The sequence below is a fragment of the Telluribacter humicola genome, from assembly GCF_017355935.1.
GTDB lineage: Bacteria > Bacteroidota > Bacteroidia > Cytophagales > Spirosomataceae > Telluribacter > Telluribacter humicola.
Genome location: NZ_JAFIQT010000006.1, coordinates 344,708 through 357,631 on the forward strand (window position 1 = coordinate 344,708; position 12,924 = coordinate 357,631).

13 protein-coding genes are annotated in these 12,924 nt (G+C 46.1%); 6 read left to right on the forward strand and 7 right to left on the reverse strand.

The features are described from left to right. Positions 1-41: 41 nt before the first annotated feature. Both JUB14_RS22500 and surE read right to left on the reverse strand, forming a co-directional pair. A complete protein-coding gene (locus JUB14_RS22500) occupies positions 42-1,598 on the reverse strand; it encodes a GH3 family acyl-acid amido synthetase (RefSeq protein ID WP_207509099.1) in 1,557 nt (518 codons plus the stop codon). 45 nt (positions 1,599-1,643) lie between these two features. Next, positions 1,644-2,441 (reverse strand): 5'/3'-nucleotidase SurE, encoded by a 798-nt coding sequence (gene surE / locus JUB14_RS22505; RefSeq protein WP_207509100.1) that lies wholly within the window; start codon positions 2,439-2,441, stop codon positions 1,644-1,646. 72 nt (positions 2,442-2,513) lie between these two features. Here surE and JUB14_RS22510 point away from each other — a divergent pair, with 72 nt between their 5' ends. Next, positions 2,514-3,011 carry a GNAT family N-acetyltransferase gene (locus JUB14_RS22510; RefSeq protein ID WP_207509101.1) on the forward strand — a complete coding sequence of 166 codons (498 nt, stop codon included), beginning with the start codon at positions 2,514-2,516 and terminating at the stop codon, positions 3,009-3,011. 25 nt (positions 3,012-3,036) lie between these two features. Here JUB14_RS22510 and trhO read toward each other — a convergent pair whose 3' ends face one another. Continuing rightward, a complete protein-coding gene (gene trhO / locus JUB14_RS22515; protein ID WP_207509102.1) occupies positions 3,037-4,020 on the reverse strand; it encodes an oxygen-dependent tRNA uridine(34) hydroxylase TrhO in 984 nt (327 codons plus the stop codon). A 165-nt stretch (positions 4,021-4,185) separates the two neighbouring features. Between trhO and JUB14_RS22520 the strand changes: the two genes are divergently transcribed. The 4 genes from JUB14_RS22520 to JUB14_RS22535 all read left to right on the forward strand — a co-directional run bounded on the left by JUB14_RS22520 (position 4,186) and on the right by JUB14_RS22535 (position 5,993). Further along, positions 4,186-4,800: a deoxynucleoside kinase gene (locus JUB14_RS22520; protein WP_207509103.1), complete on the forward strand. Its 615-nt coding sequence runs from the start codon at positions 4,186-4,188 to the stop codon at positions 4,798-4,800. 14 nt (positions 4,801-4,814) lie between these two features. Continuing rightward, positions 4,815-5,321, forward strand: coding sequence for a hypothetical protein (locus tag JUB14_RS22525; RefSeq protein ID WP_207509104.1), 507 nt, complete (start codon positions 4,815-4,817; stop codon positions 5,319-5,321). Positions 5,322-5,488: 167 nt separating this feature from the next. Next, complete coding sequence (locus tag JUB14_RS22530) at positions 5,489-5,689, forward strand: UvrB/UvrC motif-containing protein (RefSeq protein WP_207509105.1); 201 nt, start codon at positions 5,489-5,491, stop codon at positions 5,687-5,689. 73 nt (positions 5,690-5,762) lie between these two features. Next, positions 5,763-5,993 carry a hypothetical protein gene (locus JUB14_RS22535; RefSeq protein WP_207509125.1) on the forward strand — a complete coding sequence of 77 codons (231 nt, stop codon included), beginning with the start codon at positions 5,763-5,765 and terminating at the stop codon, positions 5,991-5,993. Here JUB14_RS22535 and JUB14_RS28185 read toward each other — a convergent pair. After that, on the reverse strand, positions 5,926-6,453 hold the full coding sequence (locus JUB14_RS28185; RefSeq protein ID WP_207509106.1) for a response regulator: 528 nt from the start codon (positions 6,451-6,453) through the stop codon (positions 5,926-5,928). The genes JUB14_RS22535 and JUB14_RS28185 overlap by 68 nt on opposite strands. A 229-nt stretch (positions 6,454-6,682) precedes the next feature. Here JUB14_RS28185 and JUB14_RS22545 point away from each other — a divergent pair, with 229 nt between their 5' ends. Further along, on the forward strand, positions 6,683-7,048 hold the full coding sequence (locus JUB14_RS22545) for a hypothetical protein (protein WP_207509107.1): 366 nt from the start codon (positions 6,683-6,685) through the stop codon (positions 7,046-7,048). Between the two features lie 105 nt (positions 7,049-7,153). On the opposite strand, the gene JUB14_RS22550 is transcribed toward JUB14_RS22545, so the two are convergent. The 3 genes from JUB14_RS22550 to JUB14_RS22560 form a co-directional block, all read right to left on the reverse strand. After that, entirely contained in the window at positions 7,154-10,492 is a 3,339-nt protein-coding gene (locus JUB14_RS22550) for a UTP--glucose-1-phosphate uridylyltransferase (RefSeq protein ID WP_207509108.1), read from the reverse strand. A 30-nt stretch (positions 10,493-10,522) separates the two neighbouring features. Next, the gene (locus JUB14_RS22555; RefSeq protein WP_207509109.1) at positions 10,523-11,479 is read right to left on the reverse strand and encodes a UTP--glucose-1-phosphate uridylyltransferase; all 957 of its coding nucleotides are present in this window, start codon (positions 11,477-11,479) and stop codon (positions 10,523-10,525) included. 81 nt (positions 11,480-11,560) lie between these two features. Beyond that, a complete protein-coding gene (locus tag JUB14_RS22560) occupies positions 11,561-12,523 on the reverse strand; it encodes a CvpA family protein (protein WP_207509110.1) in 963 nt (320 codons plus the stop codon). Positions 12,524-12,924: the final 401 nt, after the last annotated feature.

Below are 12,924 nucleotides of genomic sequence, written 5' to 3' on the forward strand. Positions count from 1 at the left end.
ATCATCTATTCCGCCCCTTCGCTTTTGCTAGTAGAGATTAGTTACACGTACTGCTTATCCTTAAGAAAGCTTTCCCAGTCACTGATCACGTTTTTCTTAAGTACCCGGGGGAATTTGTGTTGACCACCCATTTTGCCTTTAGAAGCCATCCATCCGTAGAATGCATCGTTAGGGAGTATGGTAACAAATATATCTTTCAGAGCATGATTTCTTTCAACGGCATAGTCGTCGTTAAGCTCTTTGAGTCTGTTATCAATCTTTGTTTTTAAATCATCAGCATTGGCCGGATCGTCGGTGCCAACGTACCAGTGGTGTGCAAAGAGCGATTCATGTGATACACCGGCTACTGTGAATTCTTTGACGGTTATTCCCATCTCATCCGATACCAGGTCAATCGCTTTGTTCATGTTGTCGACGGAAAGGTGCTCACCGCAGAGGCTCAGGAAGTGTTTGGTACGGCCTGTAATAACGATTTCAGCCTTGGCCTTATCTACAAACTTGACGGTATCACCAATCAGGTAGCGCCAAGCACCGGAACAGGTAGATAGCAGCAGTGCATACTCTTTGCCTTCCTCGACTTCATGGATCATCAGCGTCTCCGGATTCTCTACCAATCCACCATCCGAGTCAAAGTTCTTTTCGTTGAAGGGTACAAATTCAAAGAAAATACCATTGTCCAGTACCAGCTGCATACCTGGTGCTCCCGGACGCGTCTGGTAGGCAATGAAGCCTTCGGATGCCAGGTAGGTATCAATATAGATAAGCGGGTGAGCCAGGAGCTTCTCAAAGCCTTTACGGTATGGTTCAAATGATACCCCCCCGTGACCAAATACCTGCAGGCTGGGCCAGATGTCGTGGATGGTCTTTACATTATAATGGGCAATGATCTTTTCCATCAGCAGCTGTATCCAGGCCGGTACACCTACGATAAAGCCAATGTCCCAGTCTTTAGCGGCGAGGGTTATTTCATTCAACTTTACCGCCCAGTCCTTTTCAGCCGCTATCTTCTCACCGGGTTTGTAGTATGGCTTAAACCAGAAGGGAATCTGGCTGGCATTGATTCCACTCAGGTCACCTTCAAAATGGTTGTCACGGGCGCTGAGATTGGTACTACCTCCCAGCATCAGGAAGCCTTTCTCGTATAAATTATCGGGTAGATCTTCGTAACGGCCCAGCGACAGGATCTGCCGGATACTGGTCTTCTGCATGGCCTTGGACATGGCCTTTGTTACAGGGATATACTTGGAGGCTGCCTCCGAAGTACCCGAGCTCAGAGCAAAGTACTTGACACGACCCGGCCAGCAGATGTTCTTCTGACCTTTTAGGGTACGTTGCCACCATTCATTATAAATCTTGTTGTAATCGTATACGGGTACTGACTTCTTATATTTTTCATAGAAGTCGTAGGGCTTCCCGAAGAGGGTACTACTCAGTACATCCTCAAATCCGTACTTCTCCCCAAACTCCGTATATCTTGCTTTGGCTAAAAGCTTTGATAGGGTCTTTTTCTGCTGCTTGAAAGGATTGATCTTCTTTCGGCTAGCCACTATGTTGCCGATTCGGATTCCTCTCTTAAGCAGACTTCCTACTATTGCCATATTTGTTCAAGTTGAGCACTAATCTGTTGTACTTGTATTGCTGATCTAGAAGTTCCAGGAATTGATGTTTTTCAGCGTTTCATAGGATGTAAGATCGTATTTGCACGGAACTACTGAAACATACCCTTGCTTAAGAGCCCATTCGTCAGTGTCTTCCTTGTCATGATCATAGTTGACAAATTCACCGGCCATCCAGAAGTACCCCCTACCGTAGGGATCTTTGCGGTAATCAAATTTCTCCTGCCATTTCGCGTTAGCCTGACGGCATACCTTAATACCTTTAATAGGTCCGTCATCAATAGAAGGTATGTTTACGTTCAGAGCTACTCCTTTGGGGATACCATTTTGTAACGCTGCTTTGGTAATAGCCAGTATATACTCACCTACATGGCTGAAATCAGCCTCCAGGCGGTAGTCACACAGCGAAAAACCGATAGCGGGAATACCCTCCACGGCGGCTTCGATTGCGGCGGACATGGTACCCGAGTACAGTACACTTATAGAACTGTTGCTGCCGTGGTTGATGCCACTCACTACCAGGTCAGGTGTGCGGTCTTTCAGCACATAGCACTTAGCCAATTTTACACAGTCAGCCGGTGTTCCTGAGCATTCGTACTCATCAACACCTTCAAATATCTCGGTTGAATATAAGCGAAGGGGCTCTCCGATCGTGATGGCGTGACCCATACCCGACTGAGGGCTATTAGGGGCTACAACCACCACATCTCCGAGTGTTTGCATGAGTTCTACCAGGGTGCGGATACCTAATGATGTTATTCCATCATCATTACTAACGAGTATTAGTGGTCTTTTTGTTGTTGATTCAGAATCTGTTATGTTCATTTTAAAAGATTGGTTCGTATCACTCATTCAGAACGGCCATATTTGCAGTATGAATTGCCAAAATTACGTAATATGACCTCATTCGCAACAAAAACAGCCACAGTTGAAGATATTCCTCTCATAATCAGTATTCAGGAGCGGACCTGGGAGCCTACCTACCGTAGCATACTCTCGAAGGAGCAAATTGACTACATGTTCGAAAAGATATATTCTCCTGAATCGCTGCAAAAGCAAATGGCAGAGCAGGGGCAACAGTTTATACTTCTATGTGAGAAAGATCAGTATATCGGGTTTGCTTCTTTTTCGGAAGTAGAACCGGGTACTTTCAAGCTGCACAAGATATATGTACTGCCCGAGCAGCAGGGAAACGGGAGTGGCTCCTACCTGATTGGTGAAGTAGAAAGGTATGTACAGGAGCAGGGAGCATACCGGCTCCAGCTGAACGTGAACCGGCACAACCGGGCTAAGGGCTTCTACGAGAAGAAAGGATTCAAAGTAGTTCGTGAGGAAGATATCCCGATCGGTCCTTACTGGATGAACGACTACCTGCTTGAAAAGAACTATGGATGAGCGTAAGCCCACTCATAGTTCTTTATTATGACCGGCTTAGTAGCTTGCCCTTATCTGATTCTTCCCGTTTGCGAAGGCTCAGGAATCCCTGAAGCGGATTGTAGTGATTACTATTGCTGGCGTAGTACCCGGTACCATCGTAGGGGCGCTTGGCTGGATGCGTTTTACACTCTGCTGAGCAGGTGCCTTCCATTTCGTCTCCACATTTCTCACAAATAGGCGCGTGGCGGTTGCACTCGGAGTTGGCGCAGTTGACCATGCGATCACACACGTCTCCACACACGTAGCAAGTCGATACAACGGTCGGGTTTACTTTATTGACATCTACTACGATGCGGTTATCAAATACATAGCACTTACCGTCAAAGTTTTCCCCTCCTTCTTCTAGTCCATACCTGATGATACCTCCGTGTAATTGATATACATCCGTAAAGCCTTTCTCGAGCAGGTAGGCGCTGGCCTTTTCACACTTGATCCCACCGGTACAGTAGGTGACAATCTTCTTATCCTTCAGGTGTTCGATCTCGTGGACATGGTCTGGTAGCTCGCGCAGGTTTTCCATGTCAAACGTAACGGCTCCCTTGAACTTACCTACTGAATGCTCGTAATTGGAGCGCATATCTACCAGTACTACATCCGGGTCATCAAGCAATTTCTTGAATTCGGCCGGTTCCAGGTGCTTACCCGTCCGCACGAGTGGATCTACCGGCAGGTCCGAATTAACGATTTCCTCCTTAACCCGTACGTGTAGCTTATGGAAAGCGTGCTTATCGTGTTCTTCGATCTTGAACTCAGTATTGGCGAAACGGGCATCTGACCGGACATATGCCATGTACTTATTACAATCCTCCACGAGTCCTGACACGGTTCCGTTCAGTCCCTCCTTAGAGATAATAATGCGTCCAAGCAAATTATTCTCAATACAAAACAGGTGGTGCTCGTCCCGATAGAGTTCAGGATTCTCTATGGGTACATAATTATAGTATAGTATTACGCGGTACGGCTTCATGGCACTAAAAAACTAATAATAATTTTTTGAGCTGCAAAGATACAAATATCAGGGATTTAGAGGAAAAGGTATCCCGCCTGATTTTGGTCATGGTTTATTCCGGTTCTGAAAAAGAGGAGAAGTAGTGTACTTTTGTTATTCCAGTTATCAACTATTTATATCAATATGCATATCGCCATTACAGGTAACATCGGAGCCGGCAAGACAACGCTCACCCAGATGCTGGGTCAGCACTATGGATGGGAGGCTCTGTACGAAGCGGTTGAGGGAAATCCTTATCTGGCTGATTTTTACAAAGACATGGAACGCTGGGCGTTCAACCTGCAGATCTACTTTCTGAATAGTCGTTTTGCACAAGTGCAACGTATCCGTTCACTTACCTACTCTACAACTATTCAGGACCGTACGATCTATGAAGATGCTTTCATCTTTGCTAAGAACCTGTACGACTCCGGTATCATGACCCAGCGGGACTTTGATACCTACCTGATGCTGTTCGATACCATTATCAAGGCGGTGCAGCCCCCCGATCTGATGATCTACCTCAAGGCGGATATACCTAAGCTGGTTCATCAGATCAAGAAGAGAGGTCGTGATTTTGAGGCAGATATCTCTGTTGATTACCTGCAGAATCTAAATAACTACTACGAGCAGTTCGCCTCTAAATATGATCATGGCCGCATGCTGGTAATCGATGTCAATGACATGGATTTCGCTAACAATCCTGATGATTTCAACTCGATCATAGAGATGCTCAACAAAGAGTTGTTCTACGCGTAAGTCATACTATAAAAATGGAGATAAAAGCCGCTTTAAGTGGCTTTTTTTGTATTTTTCGTATACGCATCTTAAATCAAAAAAAAGTTACAAAAAGTGCCTCTCAGGCAACACCAATACGCGCTCTTTTAAAGTATATTTGTCACCAACATAAACAATACCTAATACAAGTAAATATGGACAGGAGCGTGGCATTTTTAGGAACATTAGTTGATCATGCCAATTATGTACGAAGTATTCGTAAAGTAGAGCAAAAAGCTGTTATTCCATCGTTGGTGCAGGATGAGTTAACATTGCGGGGACAAACTATTCAGAAAGTAATCATCTCCAGGAACTGGCAATCAGCTTATCGGAGTTCAGATATTATTTTGGAAAGACTCCTGTCTTGTCGAAACCCGGTTGCTCAGGATGAAACCTGGCAGAAAATTGAAACTTATGTTCAGTGGAAGCAGAGTGCGGCTAAGGAACAAAGTGAATGGAAGCAGGAAGCACAGAAGATCAAAGAAGAACTGGCCAATATCTAGAAACAAGCCGCCCCAGGGGCGGCTTAATTTTTATGTGGAATAGTAGGTCCTGACCGAACCCACCCTGACAAGTATTATGTTATTGCTAATGAGAGATGCCTGCTCAGAGTCGGAGGAGTATGGAAAGTTGTATAGAATCTGCGGACTCTTTTATTAATAATAGTATTATGTACGAATACCCATTTGAAGTGTATACCTGCATCGTTGATGGCACACCTGACAACTACTTGTGCTATCAATTGGCTGTTGCGCTTGAGAAAGAACAGTTTGAGTTGGCAGCCTATATACGGGATACCATTAGTCAGAGGCAGCAAAGTTTTGAAAAGCGGGTTGGCTCCTGTGAAGAGGAGGGGGAACTGATAAAATAAATGCTCTGAAAGATAGGATAGCTAGGAATAGATGCTATATTTGGTAAAACCCACCTCTACCATAATAGACATAATGAAGTTCCTTACTTTAGCCGGTGAGCTAATCGAGGGCGAAACTGCTATCGAAGTGCTCGTGCAGATTAAAAAGCATGCTATGTGGATCAGGCAGAGAGAGTTCGGAGAATACCTGGAAGACATTCTGACCGATCTTAGTGATTACTATCATATCAAGTTTGCTACTGTAGACCCTTATGACGTGCTGGAACAGCTCCAGGATAATGGGTATCTACTGCGAATTTATTGACCGGGTGCACTGAGGCTTCTTTATGAGGTGTACTCCACAATGTACCCTGATAACGAGGTCTTGGTGCAGCAGTATCAATCAGATTACTGATATCTCTAAACAAAAACATTTTATCAAAGTACAGAATTGGAACATCGTAACTAGCAGAACGTTCCAAAATTAATCGGTTAGCTACTGATGTGGTAATGCATATACCCGTTTGAGGTAGTCTATTTTGGAATCTATTCGTGTATTCATCCAGAAACCTCCATCCATTCATTACGGGCTTATCAAGATCCAGCAATATCAGATCGGGTGCTATACCCTTATGCTCATTCACTGATTTCTCCAGGTAGTCTAATCCATCCCTGCTATTCCGGCATGTTGTTACGCTTTGAGCGATACCATTCTTTATTAGTAACTGCTTCAATATGTAAAGCGAGTCTTCATGATCATCAATGACGAGTATATTTCTAATCAAGCAGTAGCAGTTTCTAGTAGTGTATCTTCAAGTGTCTATCTTTATACAAGCAATAATGACACCAAAGTCACTTATATATCTATATAGGTTATAAAATATTTTCAGTGTAAATATGAATATATAGAGCATTTTTTTGCTGTTGTTAACAAATTAGTAAAACATAGTAAGGGAGAGGCTGGTTACTTAGTCACTTTTGTAAGTAGGAGTTGGCTCTTAATAATCGTATTCTATGGTTTATCTCCAGGTGATTCAGGACTTGCCCGGCACTGATCAATTATATCTCATAGTAGGTGTATTTGCTCTACTGGTGCTTTTGCTAGGTTTGGTGGTGGTAGTTTTATATGGCAAGTACCTTGATCGCAAGAAGCAGCTGGCATCGCTTGAACAGCTAACCGAAAGCCAGGGACTAGCGGTTGAAGAATTAAATAATCAGATAAAACATTTGATGGGCCAGTTGAATCAGATGGCCGAGGCCAACCAGATCAGGCTGGAGTGCTTTACGGCTAATAAGAAGAATAAAGAAAGAAAAGAGCAGGAGGCTAGAGTGCAGAGACTTTCCATGGCTAAGACTACTGCTGATTTATTCAATAAGTAGGTAACAGGTTCTGAGTTCTGGTTGATTTAGGTACTTTGATACCTTACTAAACAAAAGCGGCTCATCCTGAATCAGGACGAGCCGCTTTTGTAAGAGATTAACTATTTACTGCTGAAAGTGGCAGAGTGAAGTAACATAGCCTTTGCTTCCATCAGTTACCCATGAGTCCAGTTGAGCAGGATCTTTCATCTGTTGTCCGCGGTAACGGGGAACGGCTATGTAGCCACACTGTATATCCGTCAGGGCCGACATATCACTCCATAGCTTCTCGATCTGAGCCACCGGGTAGATATCTTCCTGTCCGTGTCCCCAGCGGTACTTTACATCCTTGATTGTAACATAGGTAGGTATGCGATGTGCTACTCTCCTTACCGCTTTAGCCAGTTGGGATTCGTCACCTCTTTGCAGGTCATCGCGGGTTAAGCCAAATAGCTGCAGCAGCGGATCGATCTGTATCCAGGTAGTCATGGTGTTGTAGTAGCTGAGGTTAAGCTCGTCTTCCTCTCTTGGCTGCGCCAAGCCTTCCAACAGTCGGATCTGTCCATTTACCCGGGCCAATCCACCCCCACGATCTTCGATACGACGGGGCACTACCTCAAACGTCAGCGCATTCCCCGACTCGAGGTGGTAGCCTAGCGCCGCCGGATCAACATCCGCCCCCAACGTATCGATATTATGCAGCATAAGCGTCTGTACCTGTGGCTGCTCGGCCAGGAGCCGTGCCAGGGTACCATTCCTGAGCAGGTTAGATACCTCGTACCAGTGCCCCAGTGGTGAGAAACGTTGTGCAGCTATGTTATCTACGTAGTCACTGCCTTCGCCTTTGGACTTAGCCCAACCAATCAGTGTTTGTCGGGATGCCTCTCGTACCTTCTGCTTGTTTTCATCCAGCATTTCCTGCGGCATCTCTTCCCACATAAAGCGGAGGTCACGCTCCATCGGCACAAATCGCTGACCTATCGAGCGACCCGGAGAGAGCAGTGTCGTACCACCGTAGCCAAAGTTGTTGGTTTGCTCCAACTTCTTGCGAATAGGCTCATGCGTCAGGTAACTTGTCGCCACCAGGTGCGGTATGGTACCTCCGTATGTTTCGGCGACTTTTCTGGTTTTGGCCAGGTGTATTTCCAGGAAGCTGCGGTGTACACCATCAACCTCCACAAATGGGTTAATGGCTTTGATTACCCCGGCCCCCTTGGTCCAGCGACTACCAACACCCGCCGCCAGACTTAACACACCTACTTTACCGGCTCGTATGGCTTCTTCTCCGGTTTTTGAAGAGATACTTATTTGTTCCAGCTGAGCTATATCATCCGGCCTTACATCTTCAATGGTACTCTCAGCAGACAAGCGGTTTCGTGATAAGCCGATGCGGCCTTTCTGTAACTCTTCCCTGATTTCTTCGTGCTGAATGTAATCAAAACCATTTTCCTTCTTGATCCGATCCGCCTTGTCATTCTCTACACTTCGATTGCTCTGATTAGAGGGATCTGATACTTTGAATAAATTACTTACTACCGTTCTGAGCAGGGGGTAAGCCAAATTGTTGCGCTCGCAATAGGTCGTAAATACATCAATCTCTGCCCGGCGTATATAAGGTATAGTAGCCGGATCTTTACGAACCAGTTCTGATACATGAATACCGTAGTACTGCTCGGGCATCAGAGCCTCACTACCTTCGTGCAGCGAAGCCCAAGTACCTCTCTGGTTGATACTCCAGTTATAGACTACGGGCTCCATCGCAAAGGGCAGAGAGTCCGATAGCTCGTTCTTGGTTTTGCGCAGGAGGTCAAGTACCCGCATTTTGTATTCCTCATACCGCTCCGGATTCACAAACATGCCCATACCCCCACCGGACATACCACCCAGCATCAGGAAGCCGTAGTAGTCGTCGGCAAATTCTTTTTTCGCCTTGGCAATGATCTGCTCCGTAAAGTAGGTGGATGCCCAGGGTATGATGGTCTTGATCGGGCCTCCCCAGTTTTGAGCAGTATTGGCTCCCAGCTTCTTGATATCGCCTTCTTTGATGGCGGCTAGTATGTTATCAAATATTTGGTTGGTCTGCTGGCGGGCTGCCCACTCTTTCTCCCCCCGGAGCAGGTACTTCTCAGTAACCATTTCCAGGATTGGGCCTACGTTGGATGCCATTCCCCCGTGCATCAGCACCAGCGAATTCATGATTTTTTCATGTATTTCCGGATGCACTTCCTCTCCCTGTAGTACCCGGTGGCGGGGGAGTAGCGTTCCGCGGCTGATACCGTACTCCGGATCACCCTCCTGAGCAAAGGTACCCTGAATAGCCTTGATCCCCGGCCATACTCCGCCTGAGTCCTGCCAGCCTCCCCCCGAGCCGCCGATCCACTCACCCAGAATAGCGCGTGACGCTACCAGTCTGCGTTCACTCTCCTCGAGACCACCTTCTAGTTTTTGAGTCTGGCAGGTAGCCCGCATTAGCAGGCTGATGATAGAGCCCAATAGGTTAGTAGAAACTGCGAAGCGTGATCCTTTCGGAATATCATTTACCTTCGTTACCAGCTCGATACCCATACCGGGAGCCACTATACGACTCAGGATCTCGGGTAATGACTGGTTAGTACCCTCAAAGGAGGGGGGTATTAATCCGGATGCGATCACACCGGCCTTTACCAGGCTCAGGTAGTCATTACCAAAGTTGAATAGGTCTGCCAGATCATGTACATCCTTCGTAGTGTTCAAGTCAACACTTGTCAGGCGCAGTACCGGCTCCGGTATAATCCGTACATAACAGTGTAGAGGAGGCCGGATGTCCTTATCACGACCAAATACTCCTAAGTCAATTGAGATATTAATAACCCGCGCCCCTTCCGGATAATCCATCCCCAGGAAGAAGATATCCGACCAGCCGCTATGGGTAAGGTCCATCCGTACGGATGTCTGCTCATGCAGAATGGGGTAGAACAGAGAGTTCTCCTGGCGCTGGAGCAGCTTGGGATGGATACGAATTGGGTGCTCGGCCTGATGTCCTACCCGGAACATCCACTGGTTTCCTTTGCTGGACCGTACGCTCTTCCGTACCTGGTCCGCCAGGATCTGGAACGAAAGGTGGTGGTAGCTTTCGGCAAGGGCGCTGAATAGGGCAGCATTAGGTCCCTGTTTATCAATTTCGTGATTTAAGGTACTAATGGCATGTTCAAATCGCCTTGATAGCAAATCCTCAAAACCGGCATAAGGTACCTTACCAATAGTAGGAGTATCTTTTGACTCCATCAGGAAAAAACGGTAACCTGCGTGCAGGAAGAGGATGGCCCTTACCTTGTCGTACAGGTTAGGTGTTGTTTCCCGGAATCGGTCCAGTTCCCGAAGGGCACTAAGTAGTTCCTTCGTACTCAGACTACGGCTTATATCATAAAATGATCTATTGCGTTTTTCTGGGTCAGCGGAGGTAATGGATTCTATAAAAACATTCATGTTCAGCAACAGCTTCAGATTAGAGACTCATTAAACCAACTTGGCACTTCGGGTATTAGCTTCGGCCAGTAGCTCCACCATGCTAGTCAGAGTTTCGTCATGAGCTTCGCCTGCCAGTCCCAGTGCAATCTGCGCCTGCATCAGGCCGTGCCGTTTGCTGAGATCATACCGATTTCCTTTTACTTCCAGCGCCAGGTACTTTTCGGTTTCGGCCAGTTCCTGTAAGGTAGGTGTTAAGAGTATATTAGTGCCATCCTGGTCGATAGACTTTTTCAGAATATCAAATACCATCGGCGTAAATACGTGCATACCAAAGAAGCATAGGTAGTACCCGATTCGAAGCCCCGGCGTTTGCAGCTCCAGTTCCGCTACACTTAGCGAAGGCTTTTCTATGATCTTATTGATCTGGTATACTCCGGGAGTATTAGGTACATGTTTACCGGTAAGTGTACCATAGCGGCTGATCTGATGCTCAATGGTAGGATTAACGGCCGATACAGAGCAGTTTTCCTGCGAGGCCAGTTCAATGAGTTGAGCTGCACATCGCTTTTGCAAAAGATCCGACACGTAGAGGTAGTCGCCCAGGAGCAAAAGAAAAGGCTCATCATTGACAAACTCGCGGGCACAGTACACGGCATGTCCGTAACCAAGTGGCTCAGTCTGCTCAGCAAAGCTGATCTGACGAATCAGATGATCAATTTTATTTGCTTCATCCCTGGCCCAGTCTACGCCTTTGAACGATTTGATCAGATTATCCCGGAGGGAGGTAAATGCATTGATATACCGCTCTCCGTCGCCTGGTGCACATACAACGCAGATTTCCTCAATGCCGCTGGCAAAGGCTTCTTCTGCTATGATTTGTATGACTGGTTTGTGTAAGCCGTCGGTATCAATAACCGGAAGCATGGCTTTCTGAATGGTATCGGCGACCGGATAAAGTCTTTCTCCGCGGGCAGCGGCAGTAATTACAGCTTTTTTAATTCTCATTGGTGAGTGGAATAGTAATATTTAGATGATCGACGTCAGGATAGACTTCAAAGAAAGTTTAATTCAGCGGTGAAAATAAATTTAATTCCTGAAATTTTGGGTAATCATTAGTCCATGTATACCTCCATCAAGGATTCCTATACCAACACGTCCGAATGCCGGACGAAGTATATTGGCCCGATGTCCCGGAGAATTCATCAGACCTGTGTGAGCTATCCGTACCGTTTTAGCCAGTGCCAGATTTTCCCCTGCTGTTCTAAATCTGACCTTGGCGGTTCGTATCCGATCAAACGGATCGTTCCCATCGGGAGTAACGTGAGCAAAGTACCCTCTTGCAAACATATCACGGGAGTGGAGCCGCGCTACTTCTGCCAGTTCCGGATCTGCTTTTAGAGGTTTCAACCCCTCCTTGGCCCGTTCTTCATTCACCAGCTCCAGCATACGCGCTTCCAGTTCAGGCCTTACTTGAGGATTTTTTACTGTAAAAGGCAAAGTCACGGACTTATCCGAAGAGGGCTCTACGGTCATATTATTCAGAGAGCGTTCAACGGCCTCTTCAAATACAGGAGATAGTTTATTCTCCAGCCATTCCACCGGCTGGGTCAGCCTACTGGCCAGGACACTTTCACGGCTGCTGTCAGTAAGACCCTCCGATAGAGGGAGAGCCATCATGAAAGCCGCCGCAAAAGAAGCATATATAACACCATTCACAAATCCGGGTGCCATTCCTAAAAATCGATTGACCCCGTGTGTATGCGCCTGCAAGGGAACATTACCTAAAACTCTACCCGTTATTGATGATAGTAAGATACGTGCTAGAATGAGTGTGATGAAAAATGATACCGGCAGGTTCCATGCCCCAAGCGTAGGAAAGTACCTCTCCAGAAAAATCGCCAGGTACTTGTATAGAGCAATTGCGATCAGAAAGCTTCCAATCAGAGTAAGAAGATTTACAAGGCCTAGGATAAACCCTCGCTGCCAGCCACTCCATACCGATAGTAATATGATTAGTAGGAGTATCCAATCTACATAGGACAATTCCATATAATGTATAGTAGTTAGTTATGTCAGAATGGAAAACTGCTGTTATGGAGGAAGGTTTTGTTAAGCCTCCTTTTACACCTATTATATAATAAGGTATATAGTTGTAATGGTAGGGATACATATTTCATATATGTATAGCTTGTTCTAGAACTCGATTGATAGGAGTCCTGGGAATAGGAACAAGTGTCATGCTTCTGGTCCCACTAGTAGGCTAGGGCCATATTAGACAATAAGAAATCTTACAAATCTTCCCGCACTTAGGAACTACCAGAGCCTCCACGAAGTTATATCTAAGGCTCCAGAGCGGAAGCGTCAGCCAATCAACTGCTTAGGAAAACCTGAAAAAATAATTTACAAAACACTTGCAGAACAGGTAGTGCATCTACTACTTTTGCACTCCC

Excerpts from the sequence above, each read along its gene's own strand:
- JUB14_RS22500 (WP_207509099.1), bottom strand. The coding sequence starts at position 1,598 with ATGGCAATAGTAGGAAGTCTGCTTAAGAGAGGAATCCGAATCGGCAAC.
- surE (WP_207509100.1), bottom strand. The coding sequence starts at position 2,441 with ATGAACATAACAGATTCTGAATCAACAACAAAAAGACCACTAATACTC.
- JUB14_RS22510 (WP_207509101.1), top strand. The coding sequence starts at position 2,514 with ATGACCTCATTCGCAACAAAAACAGCCACAGTTGAAGATATTCCTCTC.
- trhO (WP_207509102.1), bottom strand. The coding sequence starts at position 4,020 with ATGAAGCCGTACCGCGTAATACTATACTATAATTATGTACCCATAGAG.
- JUB14_RS22520 (WP_207509103.1), top strand. The coding sequence starts at position 4,186 with ATGCATATCGCCATTACAGGTAACATCGGAGCCGGCAAGACAACGCTC.
- JUB14_RS22525 (WP_207509104.1), top strand. The coding sequence starts at position 4,815 with ATGGAGATAAAAGCCGCTTTAAGTGGCTTTTTTTGTATTTTTCGTATA.
- JUB14_RS22530 (WP_207509105.1), top strand. The coding sequence starts at position 5,489 with ATGTACGAATACCCATTTGAAGTGTATACCTGCATCGTTGATGGCACA.
- JUB14_RS22535 (WP_207509125.1), top strand. The coding sequence starts at position 5,763 with ATGAAGTTCCTTACTTTAGCCGGTGAGCTAATCGAGGGCGAAACTGCT.
- JUB14_RS22545 (WP_207509107.1), top strand. The coding sequence starts at position 6,683 with ATGGTTTATCTCCAGGTGATTCAGGACTTGCCCGGCACTGATCAATTA.
- JUB14_RS22550 (WP_207509108.1), bottom strand. The coding sequence starts at position 10,492 with ATGAATGTTTTTATAGAATCCATTACCTCCGCTGACCCAGAAAAACGC.
- JUB14_RS22555 (WP_207509109.1), bottom strand. The coding sequence starts at position 11,479 with ATGAGAATTAAAAAAGCTGTAATTACTGCCGCTGCCCGCGGAGAAAGA.
- JUB14_RS22560 (WP_207509110.1), bottom strand. The coding sequence starts at position 12,523 with ATGGAATTGTCCTATGTAGATTGGATACTCCTACTAATCATATTACTA.